The organism is Brevundimonas sp. UBA7838, assembly GCF_002500885.1.
GTDB lineage: Bacteria > Pseudomonadota > Alphaproteobacteria > Caulobacterales > Caulobacteraceae > Brevundimonas > Brevundimonas vesicularis_C.
Genome location: NZ_DLTK01000089.1, coordinates 62,061 through 87,418, shown reverse-complemented (window position 1 = coordinate 87,418; position 25,358 = coordinate 62,061). Strand labels below are relative to the sequence as shown.

Below are 25,358 nucleotides of genomic sequence, written 5' to 3'. Positions count from 1 at the left end.
TTAAAGAAGGCCGTTGATCAGCCGTGCGGCTTCAGTACGACCTTCGTCCATTCGTTCGGATTGTCATGGAAGTTCTTGTAGGCCTCTGGCGCCTGCTCCAGCGGGAGACGGTGGCTGATCAGATCCGTCGTGTCGATCTTGCTGTCCATGACCAGCTCAAGGAGCTGCGGCAGGTATTTCTGCACATGGGTCTGGCCGGTCTTGATCGTCAGACCCTTCTGCATGAGGGCGCCGATCGGCAGCTTGTCGCCAATCCCGCCATACACGCCGGGGATTGAAACGCGACCTCCCTTGCGACACGCCATGATCGTCTCGCGCAGGACATGTTGGCGATCCGTTCCCAGCTTCGTTTCTTGCTTCACCGCATCGATGATGTTGTCGGGCGAAAAGCCATGCGCCTCCATGCCGACGGCGTCGATGCAGGCGTCCGGCCCGATGCCGGCGGTCATCTCCATGAGTGCGTCTCGAACCTTGACCTCGTGATAATTGAGGACTTCCGCGCCGTTCGCCTTGGCGAGCTCCAGTCGGCGTGGATGATGATCGATGGCGATGATGCGGCCGGCGCCCATCAATCTGGCGCTCTTGATGGCGAACAGGCCGACGGGGCCGCAGCCCCAGATCGCCACCGTGTCGCCGGGTTCGATCTCCGCGTTCTCGGCCGCCATCCAACCCGTGGGGAAGATGTCGGACAGGAACAAGACCCGCTCATCCTCAATCCCGTCCGGCACCACGATCGGGCCGACATCGGAATAGGGGACGCGGACATATTCCGCCTGACCGCCCGCATAGCCGCCGGTCAGGTGTGAATAGCCGAACAGGCCGGCTGCCGGATAACCGTAGGCGATCTCGGACGCGTCGGATTTGTCGGCGGGATTGGAGTTGTCGCAGGCCGAGAATTGCTGCTTGCCGCAATGGAAACACGAGCCGCAGGCGATCACGAAGGGCACGACGACTTTCTGGCCGACCTGAAGGCTTGTGTTGCCACGGCCGATCTCGACAACCTCGCCCATAAACTCATGGCCGAGGATATCCCCATTGGACATGCCGGGGATCACGCTGTCGTAGAGGTGCAGGTCTGATCCGCAGATGGCGGTCGCCGTGATCTTGATGATCGCATCACGGGGATTGACGATCTGAGGATCGGGGACCGTGTCCACCTGAACATTGTGTTTGCCGTGCCAGGTCAGAGCGCGCATGAGAATTCCCTCCGGGATCAGAAATGACGATCGGCGCGCGGCGCCGCGTCGGGGGCCTTGGACGTCGAGATTTCGCCCGTCTCCATCAGCTGTTTGAAACGTCGCAGCTCGCGCCGGGCCTGGACCCGGGGCTCGCGCTGCATCACCTTGGCGACCAGTTTGCCAACGGCGCCCGCCGGCGGGTCATAGCTGATCAGGATACGCACCTCGGTTCCACGGCCAAAGGCGTTGTCGCGAAACTCGATCCAGCCCTGGTGATCGACGTCGCTGTCTTCTGTGGAGCGCCAGGCGATGTACTCGCCGGGACGGTCTTCGGTGATCTCGCTCACAAGCTCGATCTCCGCACCGGCCGGGCCGGCGACGCTCCAGCTCGATCGTGGGGCGTCCAGAAGATCCACCGACCTCACATTCTCCATGAAACTGGGCAGGTTTCGAAAGTCGCGCCAGTAGTCATAAAGCCGTTGACGGGGCTGGTTGATCATGACGGCCCGAATGCTGGTGGAGTCGTAGGCGCCTTCGACATAGTCGTCGTCGTGGAAGGCGGGTGACTGAACGTCGGCGTATGTCGAAAGGGGGGCGGACATCGTTGATGCCTCCTTGATGTTAAACGGTCGGGATCAGGCGGCTCGAGACTGGGGCGCGCCAGCGTAGCGTTCGAACTCTTCGGCGTAACGCGAGGCCAGACGGATCTGGTGGTGACCCTTGGCCTTCAGCGTCAGGAACCAATCGCTCTCTTCCTCGAACATATGGGTGAGAACGGCGCCTTCGATGTGCGCCCACTTGTCCAGCCAGGCGGGCTTCGAGGGCGCGATGTTTTCAAGCTCCGCCATCTGAGCCTTCGTGGTCGTCTGCTCGAGATAGGCGTGGGCCGCGTGCATCTTTTCGCCGGCCTGACCGAGGGCGGGATAGAGGACCAGCTCCTCAGCCAGCGCATGGCCGTTCAGCACGACGGCGAGGACATCGCGAGCGGCGTTTCTTTCGACAGCGGTCTTGGCCGTTCGGCCGCAGGCGAAGGCGGCGCGGATGGCGTCATGATGATCGAGCACTAGCGAAAGCCAGTCTCCAGCCTGGGAGGCGGCGCGTGCCTTTTCCGTCGCCGCCTTGCGCGTCTCGTCGTCAGGCTGCGGGGTGACGGCGGCGAGCGCCTTGTCGATGAGGGACATCAAACCTCCCGTGAAAGAGGGTTCAAGAGCCGTTGGGAGTTGTCCGTTCCGCCTGTCCAATAACGGGCACAACAGGTGTCCAGCTCGACAGTAAAACGATCCAAGGTCCGAAAACCGACCTTTGGAACAGCACTCGGAATGGCCCGGTTAGCTCGGCTTCAACCAAGGAGCCAACCATGTTCATGCATAACAAGCGCCTGATGTATACGGTCAGGGTAGCCGAACCGAACCCGGGTCTCGCCACCCTGATGCTTGAGCAATTCGGAGGGCCGCAGGGCGAGCTCGCCGCCGCCATGCGCTACTTCACACAGGCTTTGGCGGACGAAGATCCGGGCCGCAAAGACATGCTGCTCGACATCGCCACGGAAGAGTTAAGCCACCTCGAAGTCATCGGCTCGATCGTGTCCATGCTAAACCGGGGCGTGAAAGGCCAGATGGCTGAAGCCGCGATGGAGGAGGCGGATCTGTACGCCTCGCTGAACAGCGGCGGTGAAAGTCATACGACGTCCATTCTCTATGGCGGCGCGCCGGCCCTCATCAACTCCGCCGGTGTCCCGTGGACCGCCGCCTACATCGACTCGATCGGCGATCCCGCCTGCGACCTACGCTCCAACATCGCCGCCGAGTCCCGAGCCAAGATCGTCTATGAACGTCTGATCAACTGCACGGACGATCCCGGCGTGAAGGACGCGTTGAACTTCCTGATGACGCGCGAAGTGGCGCATCAGAAGTCCTTCGAGAAGGCCCTCTACGCCATGGAGCCGAACTTCCCGGCAGGCAAGCTGGTCGGCCTGCCTGCCTTCGCTGACAAATACTACGACATGTCCCAAGGAGAGGGCGATACCCGCGGTCCCTGGAATGAGGGTGAGCAATGGGAGTTCATCGACGACCGTGAACAGCAGGGCGCCGTGGACGGCGGCGACGGCTCCGCCAGCGTCTCACTGGGCGAACGGGACGCCGCCGCTGTCCAGGCCTTCGCGGCCCGAACAGCCTCTGACGCCGACAGCAATCCTGTGACCGGCGCTGATCTAGGGGCGGGACCTGGGGCAGGGACCACGACCGAACTGATCGAGGACGAAGGCGTCAGTTAACCCATGTAAGTGCGCTACGCCCGGAAAGTCGCAGGATGCGCCTATGCTCGATCCTGCGACACCGTCCGGCGAAACCCCGCCATGTCTAGAGCCGCGCGAGGAAATTCTTTCGTTGTGGCGGGCGTTTGATCCGCTCTCCTTCGAAAGTCGCAGTCGCGCGCTACGCCTGGGAGAGATCATTCCCGTCGTGTCGGGCGGACCCTATCGTCCGGATGGCGAGATCGCTGTCGTTCTCGACGGTTGTCTTCTTCTTGATGACGGGAAACGAGGAACCCATTGCGGCGTCGCTGCGGCGGGCGATCTGATCGACATCGCAGGGGGAAGCCAAGGGCTTTGGCTGTCGAACGGCTTGGTGTACCGGGCGCCCGTGGCGGCCTTCTGCCGGGAAGCGGGTGAGGAAGGCGTTCAATTTCTGCTTGCAGGCGGCCTCAAGCGACTGAAGTCGATGGAGGCGCGGTTGAGGTGCGCCATGTCGCATGGGGCGGTCTCTCGCGTCGCCAGCTTTCTTCTGGATATCCATCGCGCTACCGGTGGCTTTGAGATCGCGCTGTCACAATCGAATATCGGAGCGTTGCTGAGCCTGCGCCGATCCAGCATCAATCAGGCGTGTCAGAGCCTTCGCGCCGCCGGCGCCCTACGCACCGTGCGGGGACGAATTCTTTTGAAGGATGAGGCCGTTCTCGCGAGCCTGGCCTGCTGTCACTATCGTCCACGGTCTCCAGCGTTCGCCGAAGCCATCGCGGCCGAGGCGGCCTAGATCAGGCCGTCACCGGTCTCGGACCGGTGCGCCGAATACATAGATGCCGGCATGGACGAGCTTTGCGATCAAGTCGGGCGAGAGGAGCGACGGGGCTGAATCGACGTCGGCGATCCACCGACCATCGCACCACAGGGCGACAGCCTGACCCATCGCTTTTGCGCGCTGAGACGCCTGGGCCATGGCGTCAGCCATGTCGTTTGAGATGAGGGTCTCAGGCTCTCCGCCATCACGGTAACGGATCTGATAGCGCAGAACGGGAGGATGGACGGTCATGCCACCCAGACCTCCAGCACCTCTCGGCATTCGGCAGTTTCGACCTGGAGACTGAAGCGGTCGCTGTAGAGCGCCAAAAGGTGGTCGTGAGGCTGATCAGCCGAACTGCAGACCCCGTCGCTGACCACCACGATACGATAGCCCAGATCGATGGCTCCGAGCACGGTCGAGAGAACGCAAACGTCAGTTTCCGCGCCCGTTACGACGAGCGTATCGACACCCTGATCTTTGAACGCCTTGTGGAGGTGTGTGCCTGACCAGGCGGAATAGACCGTTTTGTCAATGATCTGCGCAGGCGGCGCGAACCGCTGAAGCGGAAGCGCCAGATCCAACATCGCCGGATCGAGAGCGTTCTTCGTCATGGTCGACCAACGCCGCCAATAGTCGCGCCAGGCGCCCCCCGCCTCATCGGGCGTTGCGGCGGGGATTAATCGGGTGAACCACAGCCTTTCAGGCCTTGCAGAACATAGCGCCTCGATGGCCGGAAGGGTTTTGGCTGCCCAAGGCGTATGCCATTCGGTCCCTTCCACGAACATGCGTTGCATGTCGATGCAAAGGTGCGCCGTTGTTTCCGGAATGCGCGTCTTCAGGCCGTGTGTCACGGCCTGAGCCCCGGCGTCTCTTCACCGCAGTGGTGTTCGCTCTCGCCCAGCTCGACTTCGGTGCGGGAGACGACCTCCTCCTGTCCCGCGTCGAGTATTTCGTCCTCGGGGCCGCCTAGACCGCCCTGCGCCAAGCCGCGCGTATCATCAATCTTGTCCCTGTGTGGCGTATGTCGGGTCATGTCGCCTTCTCGCCGGATCAAAAGACAACCAATCCTGGTGCGTCCGCTCAGTTTCATAGGTCCGATTTTGGACAGGCTTCTAGCCTGTCGAGAGTACCCCCCGACGGCGCGTCGGACAGCCCTTTACATGGGTTAGTGCAGGCATGCCGGGTTTGGGGGAACGCGAGGCATGGATGAGGACCTGCCGCCCCCAATCGATTCGCCATCCGATGCGCCGGGCCGGCTGGGAGAATTCGTCGCGCTGTCGTCTCGCGAGCGTTCGGCGCTGGCCGGGCTTCTCGAGCCGGTCCAGCATTGGCCTCGCCACCATGTGTTGCGTCATGAGGCGGCTGAACCTTCGCATCTCTATCTGCTGACTCAGGGCTGGGTCGCATCGTCCATCGCGCTTGCATCGGGCAAGCAACAGATTGTGAAGGTCCATCTTCCGGGCGATCTCCTGGGAGCGCCGAGCCTGTGCCTGACGACAACGGTCGACTGCCTGACCGCCATGACGCCCATCGCTGTGCACGCGATATCGAGGTCCAGGCTGATAGCGACATTTGAGGCCTATCCGCGGATTGCGCTTTCGCTCTTTCTGAGCGCGCAGAAAGAGCGTGTCGCGTTGATGGAAAGTCTGGCCGTGGTTGGTCAGGCGCCCGCACACGTTCGCATCGCCGCCACGCTGACCAATCTGTTCGATCGATTGTCCGAACGCGGCGATGCGCCGGGCGGCATGTTCCATATGCCTTTGACCCAGCGCGATCTCGGCGACCTGATCGGGATCACGCCGGTGCATGTGAACAGAACCCTTCGCGAGATGGATCGCCTGAATCTGATCAAACGGTCCGACCAGACGATTTCCCTGATCGATGTTGATCGGCTTCGCCGTATCGCTGGGCTGCCCGTCAGGCGCTATGTGTCCGGTCCCAACCGGATCGCGAGCGTCTGACGCCGCAGGCGCGGAGATGGAGGCGCAGCGGCCGCGCGCTAATGAGCTTCGGATGGATTTAGGCCGTCCGCCGTCTCGCGATCGGCGCGCCGCTTGAGGACCTAGACAGCTTCAGATCGAGATAGGAGGCGTCGAAGGCGACGCGCTCGGTCAGCGCCGTCCAGTCGTCGATCGACACCTGACCATTCCGCCATCGCACCAGGCCCGTGTCGCGAAGGACCTTGAGCGAGCGGTTCACGTGGACGCTCGACATCCCCAGCATGTCCGCTAGGTCCGATTGGGTCAGAGGGCATTCGAAGGTGTGGTCTTGGGCGAGGGCTACGGCTTCCAGACGGAGGTAGAGTTCACAGATCAACTGGCCCAGTCGTGTCCCTGCGTCTCTGCGTCCCAGCGCCACCAGCCACTGCCGGTGGATGGCCGCATCTATCAGCGTTTCAAGCCAAAGCGCCCGCGCAAGGCGAGGGGCGTGTTCCGTCACGCGCCTCAAGTCGGCGTGCTGGACAACCGCAACGGTGACGTCAGACAAGGCTACCAGGCTGTGATCCATCGTTTTCAGAAGAAAGCCATGCAGATCGATGAAGTCCCCGGGAACGCTAATCGCTGTGATCTGACGACCGCCGTCCGCCAGGGTCGAGACTCGGCCGACAAATCCCGAGAGCAGCAGCGTACTGAACGTGGGTCGATTGCCCTCTTCCACCAAGGCTTCGCCGGCTGCTGCGCGACGGCGCCCACTTAGGAGGCCTCCAAGCCGTCCGCGATCGTCGTTCGAGAGGTCGCCGAGGCGATGAAGCTTGGCATCGATGAGCGATTCCACGGACGTCATCCTTGCGAACAGAGGCGTCGGGACGCTGCGGCCCTTGTCACAGGATCAACGCGACGTAGCCGAGGACCGGCTCGCATGAGGGTCATCCGTCCTTGGCGCCGAATTCGACGAATGCGGCGCGTATCGTCTGTTCCTCGTCATCGGTTTCTGCAGACACGACGACTTTGACACGGCCGGCGATCGGCACGTCCGACCGAGAGTCGACGCTGGGGCTGTCGCCTTCGACGTCTCCGCCCGAAGGCCTGTCTCCAACCGTGTTCGCCTCGCCTTCAGGAGCGACCTGAATGGCGTCTCGTTCCATGCCATGGGTTTGGACAAGCCGTTCGACCACGAGCTCGGCGTCTCTACGTGTTGCGAATGTGGAGGCGACAAGGTTGGTCATGGTTGGGTCCTCTTAGTTCGTCCACTGAACGCGCTGCGTAGTTTATCGCTCCAAAGCTGACTGCTCTCCGCAGCCCTCGCGCGATTGCATCGGATCATCTCGACCAAATGCTCTTGGTTCTGCTGGCTTCAAAAGCCGAACGCCTCCCATCTGCTTGAGACCATTATCGCACACAGGAACGAATAGCCGCGGCATAGCTTTGACCTTCAGGCTTTACGCCATGGACCGATCCGAGGGGGGTCGGGTTGTCGATCACGGCGGTATGGATGCGCATCGGCGTCATCGCACATCTCAAATATCCGATCGCAGAACCCTTCGCCGGCGGGCTGGAGATGCATACCCATCTGCTCTGTCGCCAACTGCGGCTGAACGGTCATGACGTCACGCTGTTTGCAGCGACCCTGTCCGACCCCGCGCTCGGTCTGGAGGCGATCTGCGAGCAGACGGAAATCGCCAAGGTCGGGACTGCGGAGGCCGGCGACGTCGCCTTCTTCCGAGAGCATCATGCTTATCTGTCGTTGATGAGCCGGCTTCGACGCAGTTCATTCGACGTCATCCACAACAACAGCCTGCACTATCTGCCGGTCTCGATGGCGGAGACCTTGCCGATGCCGATGGTCACTACGCTCCACACGCCACCCTTTTGCTGGCTGGAAAGCGGTATCCGCGAAACGAGCGCACCCTTCGCGCGGTTTGTCGGCGTTTCCGAGGCCATGCGCGAACAATGGAGCCGAGTGCGGCCGATCGATCAGGTCATTCTGAACGGGATCGACCTGGAGCGCTTTCAGTGGCGTGCGCGTCACGACGAACCTGGGCATTTGATCTGGTATGGGCGGATTGTGCCCGAGAAGGGTCTGCATCTGGCGCTGGACGCGGCGGCATTAGCGGGTGTCGCCCTGCGGTTCGCGGGCCCGATCCTGGATCAAGCCTATTTCAATGCCGAGATCGCTCCGAGGTTGACGCGCGAAACCACCTATCTCGGCCACCTCGATCACGAAACGCTGTCGAAGGAGATTGGGCAGGCGGCCGCCTTCGTCTGCACGCCGCGCTGGGACGAACCCTACGGGTTGGTGGTGGCCGAAGCGCTGGCGTGCGGCACGCCCGTCGCTGCCTTCGCGCGCGGCGCCATTCCCGAGATTCTGTCTCCCGACTGTGGCGCCTTGGCCCGTCCGGACGATGTGCAGGATCTGGCGCGCGCGATCGCCCGGGCGGTCGGTCTGTCTCGGTCGGCCTGCCGCGCGCGCGCGGAAGCGGTCTGCGATGCGCGCCGGATGATCACCGCCTATGAAGAACTCTATGGCGAGATGATTCAGGCGGCTGCGGCAGCGCAGATGCAGGCCAATGACACGCTGGAAGATCGGCTGATCGCATGACGGGCGAACCTGCCTTCTGCGTTTGCGTGCCCGCGCGGAATGAGGAACGGCGTCTTCCCGTGCTTCTGGCCGCCCTGGCCGCGCAGAATCTTCCGGGCAGGATTTCGGTCGCGCTCTGCATCAATAACTCGACAGACGGTTCGCTCCATCAGGCGCAGGCAGCGGTCCCCCGGTGGAAGGATCGACTGGACATCGTCGTCGATTTGCAGACCTTCCCAGAGCATCGCGCGCATGCCGGCGCAGCGCGGCGCGCGGCCATGTCCGCCGGTCTCGAGCGTGTCGCAGATCAACCCAATGGCGTTCTGATCTCGACGGACGCCGACACACGACCACCACCGAACTGGCTGTCCGCCAATCTCGCAGCCATCGCGGATGGAGCGGATCTGGTGGGCGGACGACTGGTGTTGGATGAAGCGGAAGCGATCTCTGCGGATGTCGCGGCTCTGCGCCAGATGTGGGACGCCTACTGGCGTGAAGTTCGCGCGATTGAGGACGAGATCGACCCTTCGCCGCATGATCCGGCGCCCAGACATGGCGATCACACCGGGGCCAGCCTCGCCATCACGGCGGCGGCCTATCTGTCAGCCGGCGGGGTGCCCGAACAGCCGACGGGCGAGGATCGGGCGCTTGTGATCGCCGCTCAAGCGCAAGGGGCCAGGCTTGTGCATCCCTTGGCGGTGTGGACCCGAGTGTCGGCACGAACGACGGGCCGCGCCGCCGGGGGGATGGCGGAGGACATGAGCCGCTTGTTCGATCAGGCGCGGAACGGCGGTCCGATCATGGCGCCGGACCTTTCGCATTGGCGGCAGCGGGCGAGGTGGCGCCGGGGTCAGCGTCACGACGCGGCGAGCGCCAGGCGGCTGTCGGCATTGGAAACCCAACTGCCCGCCATGCCGCTCGATATGGATTTACGAGAATGGGCCGACGGCGTTGAGAGAGCCGCAGCGTGAGGGCTTCGATCGGATACTATGTCCATCACCAGGGCGACGGCCACCGCCAGCGCGCACTGGAAATCGCCGCCGCTGCGCCCGAGCGATTTGTCCTGCTTGGAACGGGATTGAAAGGACGAACCGAAGACATCGCCTGCGTGGATCTGGAGGATGACAGGCCCCACGACGAAGACTGCTTCTCCGGCCGTGACGAGGCGCCTGTCCGGCCTGAGGCGCTGCATTACGCCCCCTATCACCATGCAGGCGTCCGGGCGCGGACCGCCCGGTTCGCCCATTGGATCAGCGAAGCCAGGCCGGCCTTGATGGTGATCGATGTGTCGGTCGAAATGGCGATGCTGGCCCGGCTGTGTGCGACGCCTGTGGTCTATGTCCGCCTCGCGGGGGATCGATCGGACCCGGCGCATCTAGACGCCTTCCGCGGCGCAGAAGCCTTGCTTGCGCCCTTCCATGAGCAGCTGGATGGGATGGGGGCCAGCGAGGTGCGGGACAAGACGCACTACTTCGCCCCCCAACGCTATTCGGGACCGAAGCGTGGATCAGGCGTCCTGGTCGTTCATGGGCGAGGTGGCGATCCGCTGGATGGCGCCAAGCTGGCGGCGGCTGCGGAGGCGACGCCCGAGAAGATGTGGACCGGCGTTGGGCCGATCGAGCCTCCGCCGGTCATACCGCCGAACCTGAAGCTGGCGGGCTGGATCGACGCCATCGGCGACGAGATCGACAAGGCGGAGGTCATCGTCGGAGGCGCGGGAGACGGCCTGCTGAATGCGGTGATTTCGGCCGATAAACCCTTTGTCTGTCTTCCCGAGCCTCGCGCCTATAATGAGCAGGTCGCGAAGGCCGAGCGATTGGCGACACTTGGCGCTTCGATCGTCCTGGCGCAGTGGCCGCAGGCGCAGCAATGGCCGGGCATCCTTCAGTCAGCACTCGCACTGTCGCCCGCTGATCGGCAGCAGATCAGCGGGCAGGGACTCGGCGCCGCCGGACCCTGGCTTGTCGACCTCGCATCAGAGCTTGAGGCACGCCGATGACAGCCCTGGAAACAACGCCGACCGCGTCATCGCCTCTGGAACTTGAGGTCAGGTTGGCGGCGCTCGGTGCGCGCTACGACGCTGCGCCGCGATATCCCGCCGAGAGTCTGACGCTGCTCGCCTCGGAGGGTTGGGGTCGGCGGTTCGCTCCGGTTCAAAGCGGCGGAACGGCCTATGACGATCCAGTCCAAAAGGCCTTGGCCTTGATGGGCGCTTTGCGAAGCGTGGGGCGGTCGGATCTCAGCGTCGGCCGATTGTTCGAAGGACACGTCAACGCCTTGGCGCTGTTCGACTGGTACGCGGACCCGGCCCAGAAGGCTTGGCTCGGCAAGATCCTTGCGCAGGGGGGCTGGTTCGGCGTCTGGGCGACGGAGCCGCCGCCCGGCGTTCGTCTGGTCGGCGACCGGCTGCAGGGCGACAAGATGTTCGCGACCGGCGCAGGCGGCCTGGAATATGCGATCATCACCGCCCAGCCGGAACAGGGCGAACGCCAGCTGATCGTCGTGCCGGCGAACGACCCGAAGAGGGCTGATCTGAGCGGGTGGCGCGTCCGCGGCATGCGCGCGACGACCAGCGGGCGCTATGAGATGACCGAGTTGAAGGTCGATGCCGATCAGCGGCTCGGACGTCCCGGAGACTATGATCGCGAACCGCGTTTCACGGCCGGGGCCTGGCGGTTCACGGCGGTGCAGTTGGGCGGCGTCGAAGGCCTGGTCATGGCGATGCGCGACGCGCTGTCCGACGCCACCCGCGCCGATCCCATCCAGCGCGCGCGCTTCGCCGACGCGGTCGTTGCGACGCGGACGGCCTGGCTCTGGGTCCGCGAAGCCGCGATCCGCGCGGCGTCCGAAGCGCCGGACGCCGGGGATTTCGCCCGCGCCACGCGCGGCGTCGTCGAACGCAGCGCCCTGGATGTCATGGAGTTGGCGGCGCGGTCGGTCGGGACACGCAGCGCCTTCGACGGCGAGCGCATCGACAAGATCACCCGTGATCTCAGCCTCTATCTTCGGCAGGCCGGACCCGACTATGCGAAGGACCAGGCGGCCAAGACCTGGCTGGATCGCGATCTCTGGGGCGAGGGCGACGCCCTATGGTGAGCGAGAAAACCGGCCGGCTGGCGACCCTGGCGCTGGAGCGTTCGCCCTGGCGATCCGCGCGGTGGCTGGTCATCGCCCCGCATGCCGACGACGAGACGCTGGGCGCCGGCGCCTTGATCCATCAGGCGGCCGAGGCTGGGCGGTTGGCGGGCGTCGTGATCCTCACCGATGGTGCGGGTTCGCACGATCATTCGGATGCGGCCTCCCGTGCGAGGCTTATCCGGACCCGACGCCTGGAGGCAGGGCGCGCCGTTCGACGGTTGGCGGGGGATGCGGCGGCGCCGCCCGTGTTTCTGGATTGGCCTGATGCTCAGCCGGCTTCTCCTGGCAGCACGGTATTCGAGGCGACCGCCCGTCGTCTGGCCGCCGTGTGCCGTAATCGGCGCGTCGATGCGATCGCCGTCACTGGACCAGACGATCCCCATTGCGATCACCAGGCGGCGGCACAGCTTGCCCGCCGCGCAGCCGGTATGGCTCGCCGGCCGGTCGCCGTTTTCGATTATATCGTGTGGGGGGCGGCTCCGTCCGAGACGAAGCTGCGGATTACGACGCGACCTCTAAGGGCCGGCTTGAGGGCCTATGCCTTGTCGGCCCATCAGAGCCAGTTGACGCCGATGTTTGGACCGGGGTTTCGGCTCGAGACGGCGAGGGGGCTGCGGGCCGCCTCGGACACCCTGTATCGGCGCGACGCCTATGGCTGAACGCTCGCTTCCCGCCGCCTATTTCGAAGGCATCTTCGCCGGGGACGCCGATCCGTGGGATCTGGCCTCCAGCCCCTATGAGGCCGCCAAGTTCGATCGCACCATCGCCGCCCTTTCGACGCGGCGAGCAGCTTTTGCGCTCGAGGTCGGTTGTGCCGGCGGCGTCCTGACCGAGCGGCTGAGCACAGTCTGCAATCGTCTGTTGGCGATCGACGTCAGCCCGACCGCCCTGGAAAGGGCGCGCCAGCGTCTGTCGGGGCGGCCGAACGTCCGGTTCGCGGCCGCGGCCTTCCCTCGCGACTGTCCGGTTCTGGACGGGCTGGATCTCGTCGTCCTGTCCGAAGTCGCCTATTACTGGAGCGACGCCGATCTGGACTTTGCGGCGCAACGCATCTCCGACGGCCTGGTCGAGGGCGGACGCGTTCTTCTGGTGCACTGGACTGGCGAGACTGACTATCCCCAGACCGCCGACGACGCCGTCGAGCGCCTCTGGCTTGGATTATCGGAGCTCATGCAGGTGGATCTCGCCGAAAAGCATCCGAACTATCGGCTGGATTTGTGGAGCCGGCGATGACGACGCTGTCCGCTCTGACGCTGGTTCGCAACAGGCAGGCGCATCTGGACCGATTGGTCGAGGGATTGATGCTCAGCGCCTCGCCGCCCGACGAACTGATCGTCGTCGACATGAGCGATGCGCCCGTGAGGCTGCCGCCGGTGGGTTTTCCGGTCCGCGTCGAACGTCTGGCGGGCGACGCCCTGCCTCTGGCCGCCGCCCGAAATCTGGCGGCCGCCTTGGCGTCGGGCGATATTCTACTGTTTCTGGATGTGGATTGCATCGTGTCGTCGGCAGTTTGCGACCGGATGCAGGCGGTGCTCGCCGAGCATGACGCCGTCATCTGTCCAGAGGTGCTCTATCTTCCCGCCGGAGCCGTCCGGCCGGGACCCCTGTCGGAAGTCGATCTGAGCGCCGCCGGGCGACCCCATCCCGTGCGCCCCTTTCCACGGGAAGGCGAAAGCCCGGAGGGCAATCCGGGCCTGTTCTGGTCTCTGGCTTTCGCGCTTCGTCGCTCGACCTTCCATCGGCTTGGCGGGTTCGACGAGACCTACGTCGGCTACGGCGCCGAAGACACGGATCTGGGGTTTCGCATTGCGCGAGAGGGCCTGCCGCTGCTCTTTGCCGGCGGTGTGCCCGTCTTCCACCAACATCATGACGGCTATGATCCGCCCCTGCAGCATTTCCGCGCCCTGATCGCCAACGCCAAACGCTTCCACGCCGCCTGGTCGATTTGGCCGATGGACGGTTGGCTGAAAGCGATGGCGGATCTCGGACTGGTCGACTGGTCGTCGGATGAACTGACCATTTGCCGGGACCCAACGCCGGCAGAAATCGCTGCCGCGCGAAAAGATCCTGCAAACCCCTTCTAGACCGGTTCCGCCACGCTAGCAGTTGAAATGACGGGTCGGGGGTACGAAAGCGGGCGCAACCCTCGACCGGCCTTGGGGTTCAGCCAGGATGAAATCGTCACCTGCCGACACCGATCTTTCCGCCACGGGCCAACAGGTCCTCGTGGGAGGGCCAGCGCCCGAGCAGGACGACGGCAAGCGTTGGAAAATGCCGGCGGCGGCTGTGGCGGCCGGACTTGCCGAGATGGAGACAAGGCAATCGCAGGCCCTAGTGTTCATAGCCACCAGCGAACGCCGCGCCGATGAGATTGCGGCGGCCCTCTCGCCGATGGTGAAGGACGCCGAGGTGCTGGTCTTGCCGCCTTGGGACTGCCTGCCTTACGACCGCGCCGCGCCTTCGCGAGAAAGCATGGGGCGGCGGATGGCCGTCTTGGCCGCCCTGAACGAAGCCAGCGCAAGGCCCGTGTTCCTGGTCGCCTCGCCCGATGCGATCGTGCAGCGGACGCCGTCGCGCGAACGGATCAAGGCCCGCTTGTCGCTCGCGGCGGGCGAGGCGCTGGATCGCGAAGTCCTGGACTCGTTTCTCAGGGATACGGGCTATGCGGCGGATGAGCGGGTCGACGAACCTGGCGAGTACGCTCTGCTCGGCGCGGTGGTCGACGTCTTCCCGCCGGCGTCCGCAACGCCTTATCGCATCGCTTTGGACGAGGCGGACCGGATCATCGAGATCCACGCCTTCGATCCCGTATCGCAGCGCCGGGGCGCCGAGATCGAGACGATCTGTCTGACCCCGGCGGCTGAATGGAGCGACCGGTCGCCCGAGGATGACGAGGCTAATCATCAGGACACGGGCCCGTCGATCGATGCTGAGACCTCCACGACCCTGTTTGATTTCCTCGTCAAGCCGATGATCCTGACTGACGTGGGCGTCGAGGATCGGTTCGAACGCATTCGCGCGCATATGGCCGAAGCCTATGACACGCGCCTGCGGTTCAGCGAGGGCGCGCGTCCTGCGAAACCCGACAGCCTCTATTTGACGGAAAAGGACGTTCGGCAGGCGTTGAAAGGCGCCAAACCCCTGAGCGTCGAGGGTTGGGCGCCGACGCCGGCCTTCGCATTGGAGAAGTCGCCGGGGCGGGCCCTTAAACAATTCATTGCCGAGCGGCGCGAGGCGGGCGACCGCATCGTCCTGACAGGATTGCCTCATGAGCACAGGATCATCCTACGCCTGCTGCGTCGCCACGATGTCGATACGCCCGTGGCGCTCGAGAGCTGGACCGCGATCGCACCACTGCAGCCCGGGCAGATCGCCGTCGTAACCGCCGATCTGAACACAGGCTTCCGACAGTCGGCCGCCGGTCTAGTCGTCCTGACGCCCTCGGACATTTTCGGCGGCCGGATCGCGCGAGGATCCGGCGAAACGAACGCTGCGTTCGGAGAGACCGAACTGCGGTTGGACGATGTGGTCATCCATGAAGACCACGGTCTGGGCGTCCTGAAGGCCTTGGAGCGGGTTGCTGCCGATGGTGTCGAGCGCGACGTTCTGCGCATCGAATATCACGGCGGTGGGACCATTCTCGCGCCGATCGAGGAGTTTAGCAAAATCTGGCGCTATGGCTCAGAGCCAGACGCGGTGTCGCTGGATCGGCTGAATACACAGGGATGGCTGAAGCGTCGCGCCAAGGTCAGCGCGCAGATCGACGAGGCCGCAGCGGCCCTGTCCGCCCGGGCCGAAGCGCGTGCAGCGCTGAGGACCGAGCCGATCGCCGCGCCGCGTCAGGCGCTGGCCCGGTTCGCCGCCGGGTTCGCCTTCCCCGAAACGGCCGATCAGGCGCGCGCCATCGAGGCGGTCCTGTCGGACCTGGGATCCGGCAAGCCCATGAACCGGCTCGTCTGCGGTGATGTCGGTTTCGGCAAGACCGAGGTGGCCCTGCGCGCTGCGGCGGCCGTGGCCCTTGCCGGCAAACAGGTCATCGTCGTCGCCCCGACCACCGTCCTGGCGCGTCAGCATTTCGAGGTCTTCAAGAGACGGTTCAAGGACACGGACATTCAAATCGGCCACCTGTCGCGCGCCGCAGACAGCGCGGAGGCGCGGGCGGTCAAGGCAGGGCTGGCGGACGGCTCCATGCGCGTCGTGGTGGGTACGCAGGCGCTGGCGTCGGAAGGGTTGGCGTTTTCCAGCCTCGGGCTTGTCATCATCGATGAGGAGCATCGCTTCGGCGCGCAGATGAAATCTGCCTTGGCAGAGAAGGCGCCGCATCTGTTGTCGATGTCGGCCACGCCGATTCCAAGAACCCTGCAGAGCGCCATGGTCGGCATTCAGGACGTCAGCCTGATCGCCAGTCCGCCCGCCCGACGCCGGCCCATCCGAACCTTCATGACCCCGTTCGACGCTGGGGCCGTTCGCCTGTCGCTGATGCGCGAGAAGGCGCGGGGCGGGCAGAGTTTCGTGGTCGTGCCGCGGATCGAGGATATGGAACCCTTGGCGGAACGCTTGAAGACCTTGACGCCCGAGCTGTCGGTGGTTTCGGCGCACGGTGACATGTCCCCGTCCGCGATCGACGAGGTTATGAGCCGGTTCTCCGACGGCGAGGGGGACGTGCTTCTGGCCACGAACATCATCGAGACCGGCCTGGATGTGCCGCGCGCCAATACGATGCTGATCTGGCGGCCGGACCGGTTTGGCCTGGCGCAGTTGCATCAGCTGCGCGGGCGTGTCGGCCGGGGGCGGCGACAGGGCTTTACCTATCTGCTTTCCGATCCCGAAGCGCCCATGGCGGCGGCGACGGAGGCCCGTCTTCAGACATTGGAGGCTCTGGACCGACTGGGGGCGGGCTTCGCGATCAGCGGGCGCGATCTGGACCTGCGCGGCGGCGGCGATCTGGTGGGCGAGGAACAGGCCGGACATGTCAGGCTGATCGGCTCGGCCCTTTACCAGGCCGTCCTGGCTCGGGCGCTCGCGGCTGCCAAAGGCGATCCCGATCCAGACCAAGCCTCTCCCAGTCTAAACGTCGGCGCGACAGGACATCTGCCGGCGGACTACATCCCCGACGAAACCGTGCGCATCAATCTTTATGCCCGGTTGGCGCGCGCCACGACGGCGGAAGATGTCGACGCCTTGCGAGACGAAGCCGAAGATCGGTTCGGCTCTTTGCCAGACCCCGCAGAGGATCTGTTCACCGGCCGTCGCCTGGCGGCGCTCGCCCGTTATGCCGGCGTCACGGAAATCGTATCGGGACCGAAGGCGACGGCGTTGCGGATCGCAGCGGCGCGTCGGCCCGGCATGGAAGCGTCCTTTCCGTTGCGCGATGATCGACGCTGGTCCGAGGATCGCATGATCGTCGACGCCGCCAACGATCAACCGCACGACACGGCTTTCATCGAGAAGCTTCTGACCGAATTGGCGGCGGCCTGAGGGCAGGGCGGGTTTGAGCCGGTTTCAACGTCTGGAGTCTGCTTTGTTGGGAGCAATTCCGCCGCTGGCGCGCTGATCGACGACCGCCGACCGATCACGGCGGAGCCTCGCGTCTTCGCTTTTTAAAAAGCCCGTGCATGTCCACAGACACTCGCCTCACCGTCGTCTTCCTTCATTCCCTGGGCTCTAGTCGCCACGATTGGGACGCGGTGATCGACCGGCTTTCCGATGAGGTGCTGACGGTCACGATCGATCTTCCAGGGTTCGGGGACAGGGCGGGGGAGGGCTATGGCGATGTCCAGGTCGTGCTCGACGACCTGAGCCGCCGCCTTACCGATCTTCATCTCCCCCGCTGGATCCTTGTCGGCTACAGCATGGGCGGCAAGTTTGCGACCTTGATCGCTGCGCGGGCGCGTGACGGGGCGGCGGGTCTAAGCGGGTTGCTGGGCGTGGTGCTGGTTGCCGGATCGCCACCCTCGTCGGAGCCGATGGACGACAGCAGGCGTGCGGATATGCTGACCTGGTTCGACGATCCGACCAGGATCGAGGATCGGGGACGCCAGTTCATCGACGCCAATACCGCCGCCGGTCTGCCGCAGGCCGCCTTCGATCGGGCCCTGGCTGATTTCACTCGATCCAGCCCCGAAGCCTGGCGCGGATGGCTGGCCGAAGGATCGCGCGAGGACTGGTCCGATCAGGCCGGCGTCCTGCCTTTCCCCGCCCTGATCATCGCCGGCGCAGAGGATGGCGATTTGGGTGAGGCAGCGCAGCGGCGTGTCAACGCCCCCCACTATCGCGCATCTGATGTGGTGGTCGTGCCGCATGCGGCGCATCTGATCCCTCAGGAACAGCCGAACCGTCTCGCGGGCCTGGTTTTAAAGTTCGTCGAGAAGGTCGGTTCATCCGCGCTGCCGGCGCGCTTTGTGAGTCTGATGGCGTCCGAGCGTGTGTCGGATCGCACCCGACGCGCAATGCTGGATCGTCATTTCGGTCCGGCGCCAGCTGGCGGCGGCGTCCTGAACCCGACCCAGCGCGCCGTGCTGTCGGCGATGATCGCGCGCATTCTGTCTGATGCAGGCGATCCGGATGATCTGACGCGGCGTCTGGATGTGGGGCTCGCCAGCGGACAGGGCGACGGGTGGCGGTTCGCCGATCTTCCCTCGGACGCCGAGGCCTGGCGACGCGGGCTGGATGAGATCGCCGCCATGGCGCCGGAGTTCGCAACTCTGGCCCCCGATCGCCAAGACGACATCCTGCGCACCATTTCACAGGGCGAATGGCCCGAGCCGGGCCGGCTTTCGGCGGACGCCATGAGGCTGTGGTTCGAGGATGTCGTGTCCGAGGCCGCGCGCCTGTGGATGTCGCTGCCGGCGACTTGGGCCCAGATCGGTTACGACGGCTTCGCCACGGGCGGCGAAGGCCGGTTCCAGGGCTACGATCAGACGGCGGCGGACCACATCGAACCTTGGCGTCTGCCGATGGAGGGCGTGGGTTGAGCGCGCCTGCAAGGACGGCCGGCGAAACCGATGTCGTCATCATCGGCAGCGGGGCCGGCGGGGCTCCGATCGCGGCCAGGTTGGCGAATGCTGGGCTGTCGGTCACGGTGTTGGAGGCAGGGCGGGCTTTCGATCCGGCGGAGCATACGCCCGACGAAACGACGGCCGATCTCTATTGGATGGAGGAGCGCCTGAGCGGAGGGCGCGACCCGACCGCCTTTGGGGCCAACAACTCCGGCCAGGGCGTCGGCGGCTCGCTGCTGCACTGGGGCGCCTTCTTCCCAAGACCCGATCCCCGTGATCTGACGCTGGCCTCGGAGACGGGACGCGGGCGGGACTGGCCGTTCGGCTGGGACGAATTGAAATCCTATGTCGAGACCGTAGAGACGGTGATCGAGGTCTCAGGCCCGGCCGACTATCCGTGGGGCGGGCGGCAGTTCGCCTATCCGCCTGTCCCGCGCAACGCCCCGGCGGATGCGATGGCCCGTGGCGCGACGGCCGTCGGGCTGACCGTTACGGATGCGCCGGCGGCCGTGCTGTCCCGCGATCGCGAGGCGGGGACGACGCCCTACCGCATGGCCTGCGTCAACTGCGGCGCCTGCCACCAGGGATGCAGAACCGGCGCCAAGGGCGGCGCGGACAACAGCTTTCTGCCGATGGCCGCAGCCAACGGCGCCACAATCATCGCCAACGCGCGAGCGATAGGCGTCGAGCGTGACGCCGGTGGACGGATCAAGTGCGTGATCTATCGTCGCGACGGGCAGGATCATCGCCTGAACTGTCGAGCGCTGTTCCTCTGCGCGGGCGGTGTCGATACGCCGCGACTGCTGCTGAACTGGGGATTAGGCAACGCCGGCGGTGAGGTCGGCCGCAACTTCATGACCCATGTGGCGACCCAGGTCTGGGGGCGGTTCGACGCCGACATGTCCATGAACCGCGGCTATCCCTCTTCCTTGATCAGCGAAGACATGGTGCGTCCGTCGGGCGCGAACTTCGCCGGCGGCTACCTGATCCAAAGCCTCGGCGTCATGCCGGTCACCCTGGCGGGCGGGTTTGCACGCGGCGCGGGCCTCTGGGGCGCGCCGCTGGTCGATACGCTGCGCAACTATCGCCGGCTCGCCGGGATCGGCATCAATGGAGAGTGTCTGCCGAACGACGACAACCGCCTGACCCTGTCCGATGAGATCGACGCCGTCGGGCTGCGCAAGGCGCGGATCGACTTCAGCTATGGCGACAACGAGCGGCGTCTGGACGCCCATGCCCGGCGCGTCATGACGGAGATTTGGACCGCCGCCGGCGCCGAGGACATCTTCGCGGTGGCCCGGTCGGCGCACACCATCGGCGGCTGCCGGATGGGGGACAAGGCGGATGGGGCGGTCGTCGACGGCGACGGGTGCAGCGTCGAGATCGACAATCTGTACGTCTGCGACAACTCCGTCTTCCCCAGCGCGCTTTCGGCCAACCCGGCCTTGACCCTCATGGCCGTCGCCCTGCGCACGGCCGATCGCTTCCTCGAACGTCAACGAACAGGAGATTTGTGATGGACCTCGGGATCAAGGGGCGTATCGCCCTCATTTCGGGCGCCGATTCCGGCATGGGCAAGGAGACGGCGCGGCTGCTGCTGGAAGCCGGCGTAAGGGTCGCCCTGACCGACAAGCCGGACGGCACGCTGGATGAAGCCGTCCAGGAGCTTTCCGCCTTGGGCGAATGCATCGGCGTGACCGGCGACGTGACCAAGGCCGACGACGTCGAGCGGCTGTGGGCGGAGGTCCGAGACCGCATGGGCGATCCGGACATCTATGTGAACGCAGCGGGCGTGACCGGCGCGACCGGCGATTTCCTGGATGTCGATGACGCCGGTTGGCTGGAGACGCTCGACATCAATCTGATGGGCGCGGTGCGGATGTGCCGCCAGGCCATTCCGGCCATGCGGCGTTCGGGCTGGGGCCGTATCGTCCTGTTCGCGTCAGAGGATGCGGTCCAGCCCTATGTCGATGAGCTGGCCTATTGCGCCTCGAAGGCCGGCATTCTCAGCCTGGCGAAGGGTCTGTCCAAGGCCTACGGCTGCGACAATGTGCTGGTGAACACGGTCTCGCCGGCCTTCATCGCCACCCCGATGACCGACGCGATGATGAAGAAGCGCGCCGAGGAACGCGGTGAAACCTTCGAGGAGGCGATCAAGAGCTTCCTGAAGGAAGAACGCCCCGGCATGACGCTGGATCGTAGGGGCAAGCCGGAGGAGGTCGCAGCGGCCGTCGCCTTCCTGTGTTCGGAGCGCGCCAGCTTCATCAACGGCGCAGGCATCCGGGTGGATTCCGGCTCCGTCGCAACCATCGCCGGGTAGTCGCGCGGCCGAAAGAGAGACCGGCGGCGGGACGATCCCGCCGCCGGTTTTGTCTTGTCAGGCGACGCCCATGCCGCCGGTGACGCCGAAGACTTCGCCCGTGATGTAGCTGCCCTCTTGCGATGCCAGCAGAACATAGACCGGAGCGATCTCGACAGGCTGGCCTGGACGACCCAGCGGCACCTGTTCGCCGAACTTCATCACGGCGTCCTGCGGCTGTCCGCCGGACGACTGCAGGGGCGTCCAGAAGGGGCCGGGCGCCACGACATTGGCGCGTATGCCCTTTTCGATCAGCTGCTTGGACAGAGCTTTCGTATAGGCGACGATCCCGGCCTTGGTGGTGGCGTAGTCCAGCAGGATCGCCGAGGGCTCATAGGCCTGGATCGAGGCGGTGGTGATGACCGAGGCGCCCGCCGGCAGATGCGGAACGGCCGCTTGTGCGATCCAGTGCATGGCGTAGAGGTTGGTCTTCAAGGTCTTGTCGAAGTCTTCCGACGTCACCTGAGAGATGTCCTCGCGATACTGTTGGCGGCCGGCGTTGATGACCAGGATGTCCAGTCCGCCCAGCGCGGACACGGCCTGTTCGACCATCTGCCGGCACCAGTTTTCATCGGTGATGTCGCCGGGCAGATCGATGGCCTTGCGGCCTTCAGCCTCGATCAGGGCGATGACTTCGGCGGCGTCCCTGCGCTCGGACGGCAGATAGGAGAGGGCCACATCGGCGCCTTCCCGGGCATAGGCGATGGCGGCCGCGCGGCCGATGCCGCTGTCCGCGCCGGTGATCAGGGCCTTGCGTCCTTTCAGCTTGCCGGAACCCTGATAGCTGTCCTCGCCATGATCGGGTTTGGGGTCCATCTCGCGCGCTTCGCCCGGTACGGGTTGGGGTTGGCGCGGGAACGGCGGCTTTGGATATTGCTCGCGCGGATCCTGAAGGGTCAGTCGATCAGTCATGGAACGTCTCCGTTTCGGGCTGGGGGGAAGTGGTCTGCGCCTTGTTGACGGCGGTCAGGGCGGTCAGATGCGCGAGGTGGCTGAGCCCCTGCGGCATGTTGCCGAGGTAGGCGCCGGTGTCCGGGTCGATCATCTCGGTCAGCATGCCCCAGCGGCCGCTGAGGGCTTTGCGTAGGCTGTCGATGCGGGCGCGCGCCTTGTCCGATTCGCCTAGCGTCGCCCAGGCTTCGGCGATCCAGAAGGAACAGGCGATGAAGCACCCTTCCTCGGCTTGCATGCCGGAATAGCGATAGTGGAAAACGCCAGCGCCGAGATGGCGATCCAGCGCCTCAAGGGTTGCGCGCAGTCGATCCTCGCCATCGAACCGGAACCGCACGGCCAGGGCCAGGGCGGCGTCCAGCTTGTCGCTGCCTGGATACATGACGAAGGCCTGAAGGCTTTCGGACCAGCAATGCGTCTCGACCCAGTCGAAAATCCGGTCGCGTTCCCGCCGCCAGCGATCCCGGCACGTCGTCGGCAGTTGTCCGGCGTCCGCCAGTTCGACGGCGCGGGCCAGGGCCTGCCAGCAGCTGATCTTGGACATGGTGTAGTGCTGCTCGTCTTCCAGCTCCCACATGCCCGCGTCCGGCTGTCGCCAAGCGTCGGCGCACTGATCCGCCAGTTCGGACAACTGCTGGGCGCTGGCGCTGTCGAGGATGTTGCCGCAGCCGACGAAACGTGAGGCGGTCTCAAAGATGTCGCCGAACACGCCGTGCTGCGCCTGGTCGGCGGCACGGTTTCCGGTGACCACAGGACGCGAGCCTTTATAGCCCGGCATGTCCCAGTGTGTTTCCGGCGGCACGAGTGCGCCGTCTAGGCTGTAGCAGACCTTGGCGCCATGGCGCTTCAGCTGCATCAGCAGCCAGCTGAAGGCGGCCTTGGCCTCCGCCTGCGCGCCGGCCGCCAAAAAGGCCTCGATCGTATAGCCGGCGTCGCGCAGCCAGGCGTAGCGATAGTCCCAGTTCTTGTCGCCGCCCAGACGCTCGGGCAGGGAGGTCGTGGCCGCCGCGGCGATAGCGCCCGACGGAGAGTACAGCAGCAACTTCAACGCCAGGGCGCTGCGGATGAAGTCGTCGCGGTACAGGCCGGGACAGTTCAGGCGCGCCGCCCAGTCCCGCCATTCCTGATCCGACAGGTCGATGCGGGCGTCGATCTCTTCGATGGACGGCACGACCAGCGGCTCGTCCCGCCCGGCGACGATGGCCACGGTGCGCCGCTCGCCTGCGCCGACAACGATGGTTCCGACAATGCCCTCGTCGGACCATTCGCATGAGATGCGCGGATCGTGGACAAACAGGCCAAGCACCCGCTCGACGTGGAAGACCGTGTGTTCGCCGATCTTGGAATGATACGGATTGGCCGTGTCGCCCCGACGCCCCAAACGCATGTCCAGGGCGACGGTCACCTCGCCCTCCAGGCCATCGATACGGCGGGCCAGTTCGCACCACGGCAAACGGCCGGCCGTGCCGCTGTTCAGGCTTTCGGTCAGACGCGCGCGCCCGGTGGCGGTGGTGAACTCCGTCTCCAGCACATTGCTGTCGGGCCGATAGCGGCGGGTCGTCGTGAAGGCCTCGGTCGGCGTGATCGAAAACCGGCCGCCCTCCGGATCCAGTAGGCGGTCGAAAAGGGGCGGCGCATCGATCGCCGGGACGCACCACCAATCGATGCCGCCATCCAGCGCCGACAGGGCCACTGTTCGGCCCTCGCCCAGAACGCCATAATCTTCGAGGGCGACGTAGCCATCGGGACGGAGCGCTTGCGACGAGCGCGCCGGATGGGGCGTGAAGGCCGTCTCTGTCATCGTTTGGACGATCCGATCGCAAAGCCCGCCGTCACCGCAAGGCCGGCAAGGACACCGACCGCCGCGACCTTGAGCGCTGTGATCTGGCGGCTGGACACGAAACCGATCCACGGTCTGACCACCCGTTCAGTGTCCGGACCGTCGATCGCCGCCGGACCGTCTTCGGGTTGATCGAGATTGCCGAGACGCGGCAGTTGCGGGTCGCCCTGCTGCGCTGTGATCATCCTGGCGGCCTGCCGATCGGCCAGCGCCGGCGTAAACTGTTGCGCCAGCGCCATCAGCCATGTCGTGCGACCTACAAAGACCTTGCGGCTGGGCCTCTGCACAGCCGACCAGACGGCGTCTGCGCACAGGCGAGGATCGAAAAGGGGATCTGGAATGACCTGCGCCCGGTCGGTCCGGTTGCGTGACCACAAAGGCTGGGGCGTGTTGACGGCCGGCAAATAGACGGTGGTCAGGATGACGTTGGAGGATGAGGCGATCAGTTCTGCCCGAATGGCCTCCGTGAACCCGTCAACGGCCGCCTTGGCGCCGCAATAGGCAGCCTGCAGCGGAGCGGGGCGCAGCGCCAGTCCCGAGGAAATCTGGATCACCGCCCCTTTGTCCGCCGGCCGCATGACCCGAAGCGCTGCGCGTGTTCCGTAGACCTGAGACAGATAGGTCGTCTCAACGACGCGGCGGTAATCGGCGTCAGTCAGATCTTCATCGCGCCCGATGACCGTGGACATGGCGTTGTTGACCCAGACATCGATGCCGCCAAATGCGTCCACCACATCGCGGCCCGCCTGCTCGACGAACTCCGGATCGGACACATCGCCCGCCATGCCGATCACTCGGTTTCCCGAACGCTTCAGCTGTTCGACGGCTTTGGAAAGGCGTTCAGCCTGTCTGGCGATAACCACGACCTGCCATCCGGCTTGGGCGAACCGCTCGGCGATCGCGAGACCGATGCCGGCGCTGGCGCCTGTAACGACGATGACCGGCATGGCGATCCTTCTGATCTCGATTGCGGAATGACGATTGCGGCTGCGGCCTAAGGGGAGGCTCTGACAACGACACGTCCGGAGGAAGGTTGCCGTCTTTCCGGCGACCGGCACTCCGGGGCGCTAGTCAGCATTTCGATGCTGGCGCGAAGCGTCGACCATAAAGATGGAACAGGCGTAAGCATGCAGGACGGCGGCAAAGACTGTGCAACGTCATTCGCTGTCGTGCGGTGCGGAGCCGCTGGACCAAGCGGCTTAGCTTCGGATAGTTTCTCTCTGCTGAAGGCGGGGTGAAACGATGCGTGCAGCTTGGATCGGTTCGGTTGCTGTCGGCATTTTGGCCGGAACAGCGCCGAACGCCCTTGCGGCGGTCTCC

25 protein-coding genes are annotated in these 25,358 nt (G+C 65.1%); 14 read left to right on the top strand and 11 right to left on the bottom strand.

The window, feature by feature from the left end:
• Nucleotides 1–17: 17 nt before the first annotated feature.
• From B3T77_RS07435 to B3T77_RS07425, 3 genes are read right to left on the bottom strand one after another with little or no spacing between them, the layout of a single operon-like run.
• Complete coding sequence (locus tag B3T77_RS07435; RefSeq protein WP_292078513.1) at nt 18–1,196, bottom strand: zinc-dependent alcohol dehydrogenase; 1,179 nt, start codon at nt 1,194–1,196, stop codon at nt 18–20.
• Nucleotides 1,197–1,213: 17 nt separating this feature from the next.
• Nucleotides 1,214–1,780 (bottom strand): SRPBCC family protein, encoded by a 567-nt coding sequence (locus B3T77_RS07430; protein ID WP_292078510.1) that lies wholly within the window; start codon nt 1,778–1,780, stop codon nt 1,214–1,216.
• A 33-nt stretch (nt 1,781–1,813) separates the two neighbouring features.
• Complete coding sequence (locus B3T77_RS07425) at nt 1,814–2,359, bottom strand: hemerythrin domain-containing protein (protein ID WP_292078508.1); 546 nt, start codon at nt 2,357–2,359, stop codon at nt 1,814–1,816.
• Between the two features lie 176 nt (nt 2,360–2,535).
• On the opposite strand from B3T77_RS07425, the gene B3T77_RS07420 reads away from it, so the two are divergent.
• Nucleotides 2,536–3,450 carry a manganese catalase family protein gene (locus tag B3T77_RS07420; RefSeq protein WP_292078507.1) on the top strand — a complete coding sequence of 305 codons (915 nt, stop codon included), beginning with the start codon at nt 2,536–2,538 and terminating at the stop codon, nt 3,448–3,450.
• 43 nt (nt 3,451–3,493) lie between these two features.
• On the top strand, nt 3,494–4,207 hold the full coding sequence (locus B3T77_RS07415) for a Crp/Fnr family transcriptional regulator (RefSeq protein WP_292078506.1): 714 nt from the start codon (nt 3,494–3,496) through the stop codon (nt 4,205–4,207).
• A 9-nt stretch (nt 4,208–4,216) separates the two neighbouring features.
• Here B3T77_RS07415 and B3T77_RS07410 read toward each other — a convergent pair whose 3' ends face one another.
• Genes B3T77_RS07410 through B3T77_RS07400 form a run of 3 tightly spaced genes read right to left on the bottom strand, consistent with a single transcriptional unit; the run spans nt 4,217 to nt 5,267 of the window.
• Nucleotides 4,217–4,483 (bottom strand): hypothetical protein, encoded by a 267-nt coding sequence (locus B3T77_RS07410; protein ID WP_156363152.1) that lies wholly within the window; start codon nt 4,481–4,483, stop codon nt 4,217–4,219.
• Nucleotides 4,480–5,085 carry a cysteine hydrolase family protein gene (locus B3T77_RS07405; RefSeq protein WP_292078505.1) on the bottom strand — a complete coding sequence of 202 codons (606 nt, stop codon included), beginning with the start codon at nt 5,083–5,085 and terminating at the stop codon, nt 4,480–4,482. Before B3T77_RS07405 ends, B3T77_RS07410 begins: the two co-directional genes overlap by 4 nt.
• Entirely contained in the window at nt 5,082–5,267 is a 186-nt protein-coding gene (locus B3T77_RS07400; protein ID WP_292078504.1) for a hypothetical protein, read from the bottom strand. The genes B3T77_RS07405 and B3T77_RS07400 overlap by 4 nt, the downstream gene beginning before the upstream one ends.
• Nucleotides 5,268–5,436: 169 nt before the next feature.
• On the opposite strand from B3T77_RS07400, the gene B3T77_RS07395 reads away from it, so the two are divergent.
• On the top strand, nt 5,437–6,195 hold the full coding sequence (locus B3T77_RS07395; protein ID WP_055805653.1) for a Crp/Fnr family transcriptional regulator: 759 nt from the start codon (nt 5,437–5,439) through the stop codon (nt 6,193–6,195).
• Nucleotides 6,196–6,253: 58 nt separating this feature from the next.
• Here the strand turns inward: B3T77_RS07395 and B3T77_RS07390 are convergent, their stop codons facing one another.
• Nucleotides 6,254–7,009: a Crp/Fnr family transcriptional regulator gene (locus tag B3T77_RS07390; RefSeq protein ID WP_162233938.1), complete on the bottom strand. Its 756-nt coding sequence runs from the start codon at nt 7,007–7,009 to the stop codon at nt 6,254–6,256.
• Between the two features lie 91 nt (nt 7,010–7,100).
• Nucleotides 7,101–7,400, bottom strand: a complete 300-nt coding sequence (locus tag B3T77_RS07385) for a hypothetical protein (protein WP_066551468.1) — start codon at nt 7,398–7,400, stop codon at nt 7,101–7,103.
• A gap of 266 nt (nt 7,401–7,666) precedes the next feature.
• On the opposite strand from B3T77_RS07385, the gene B3T77_RS07380 reads away from it, so the two are divergent.
• The 11 genes from B3T77_RS07380 to B3T77_RS07330 all read left to right on the top strand — a co-directional run bounded on the left by B3T77_RS07380 (nt 7,667) and on the right by B3T77_RS07330 (nt 21,208).
• Nucleotides 7,667–8,773: a glycosyltransferase gene (locus B3T77_RS07380; protein ID WP_292078497.1), complete on the top strand. Its 1,107-nt coding sequence runs from the start codon at nt 7,667–7,669 to the stop codon at nt 8,771–8,773.
• Nucleotides 8,770–9,723 (top strand): glycosyltransferase, encoded by a 954-nt coding sequence (locus B3T77_RS07375; protein WP_292078495.1) that lies wholly within the window; start codon nt 8,770–8,772, stop codon nt 9,721–9,723. The genes B3T77_RS07380 and B3T77_RS07375 overlap by 4 nt, the downstream gene beginning before the upstream one ends.
• On the top strand, nt 9,720–10,751 hold the full coding sequence (locus B3T77_RS07370; RefSeq protein WP_292078493.1) for a glycosyltransferase: 1,032 nt from the start codon (nt 9,720–9,722) through the stop codon (nt 10,749–10,751). Before B3T77_RS07375 ends, B3T77_RS07370 begins: the two co-directional genes overlap by 4 nt.
• Entirely contained in the window at nt 10,748–11,848 is a 1,101-nt protein-coding gene (locus tag B3T77_RS07365) for an acyl-CoA dehydrogenase family protein (RefSeq protein ID WP_292078491.1), read from the top strand. Before B3T77_RS07370 ends, B3T77_RS07365 begins: the two co-directional genes overlap by 4 nt.
• Nucleotides 11,842–12,549, top strand: coding sequence for a PIG-L deacetylase family protein (locus B3T77_RS07360; protein WP_292078490.1), 708 nt, complete (start codon nt 11,842–11,844; stop codon nt 12,547–12,549). The genes B3T77_RS07365 and B3T77_RS07360 overlap by 7 nt, the downstream gene beginning before the upstream one ends.
• A complete protein-coding gene (locus B3T77_RS07355) occupies nt 12,542–13,123 on the top strand; it encodes a class I SAM-dependent DNA methyltransferase (protein WP_292078488.1) in 582 nt (193 codons plus the stop codon). Before B3T77_RS07360 ends, B3T77_RS07355 begins: the two co-directional genes overlap by 8 nt.
• A complete protein-coding gene (locus tag B3T77_RS07350; RefSeq protein WP_292078486.1) occupies nt 13,120–13,974 on the top strand; it encodes a glycosyltransferase family 2 protein in 855 nt (284 codons plus the stop codon). Before B3T77_RS07355 ends, B3T77_RS07350 begins: the two co-directional genes overlap by 4 nt.
• An 88-nt stretch (nt 13,975–14,062) precedes the next feature.
• Nucleotides 14,063–17,368: a DEAD/DEAH box helicase gene (locus B3T77_RS07345; RefSeq protein ID WP_292078483.1), complete on the top strand. Its 3,306-nt coding sequence runs from the start codon at nt 14,063–14,065 to the stop codon at nt 17,366–17,368.
• A gap of 137 nt (nt 17,369–17,505) precedes the next feature.
• Nucleotides 17,506–18,864, top strand: a complete 1,359-nt coding sequence (locus B3T77_RS07340; RefSeq protein ID WP_292078481.1) for an alpha/beta hydrolase — start codon at nt 17,506–17,508, stop codon at nt 18,862–18,864.
• Nucleotides 18,861–20,405 carry a GMC family oxidoreductase gene (locus tag B3T77_RS07335; protein WP_292078479.1) on the top strand — a complete coding sequence of 515 codons (1,545 nt, stop codon included), beginning with the start codon at nt 18,861–18,863 and terminating at the stop codon, nt 20,403–20,405. The genes B3T77_RS07340 and B3T77_RS07335 overlap by 4 nt, the downstream gene beginning before the upstream one ends.
• On the top strand, nt 20,405–21,208 hold the full coding sequence (locus tag B3T77_RS07330) for an SDR family NAD(P)-dependent oxidoreductase (protein WP_066624466.1): 804 nt from the start codon (nt 20,405–20,407) through the stop codon (nt 21,206–21,208). The genes B3T77_RS07335 and B3T77_RS07330 overlap by 1 nt, the downstream gene beginning before the upstream one ends.
• Nucleotides 21,209–21,265: 57 nt before the next feature.
• Here the strand turns inward: B3T77_RS07330 and B3T77_RS07325 are convergent, their stop codons facing one another.
• The 3 genes from B3T77_RS07325 to B3T77_RS07315 are packed head-to-tail and all read right to left on the bottom strand — an operon-like array spanning nt 21,266 to nt 24,985.
• On the bottom strand, nt 21,266–22,159 hold the full coding sequence (locus tag B3T77_RS07325; protein ID WP_292078475.1) for an SDR family oxidoreductase: 894 nt from the start codon (nt 22,157–22,159) through the stop codon (nt 21,266–21,268).
• Nucleotides 22,152–23,999: a glycoside hydrolase family 15 protein gene (locus tag B3T77_RS07320; RefSeq protein WP_292078473.1), complete on the bottom strand. Its 1,848-nt coding sequence runs from the start codon at nt 23,997–23,999 to the stop codon at nt 22,152–22,154. Before B3T77_RS07320 ends, B3T77_RS07325 begins: the two co-directional genes overlap by 8 nt.
• Nucleotides 23,996–24,985: an SDR family oxidoreductase gene (locus B3T77_RS07315; protein WP_292078471.1), complete on the bottom strand. Its 990-nt coding sequence runs from the start codon at nt 24,983–24,985 to the stop codon at nt 23,996–23,998. The genes B3T77_RS07320 and B3T77_RS07315 overlap by 4 nt, the downstream gene beginning before the upstream one ends.
• Between the last annotated feature and the right edge of the window lie 373 nt (nt 24,986–25,358).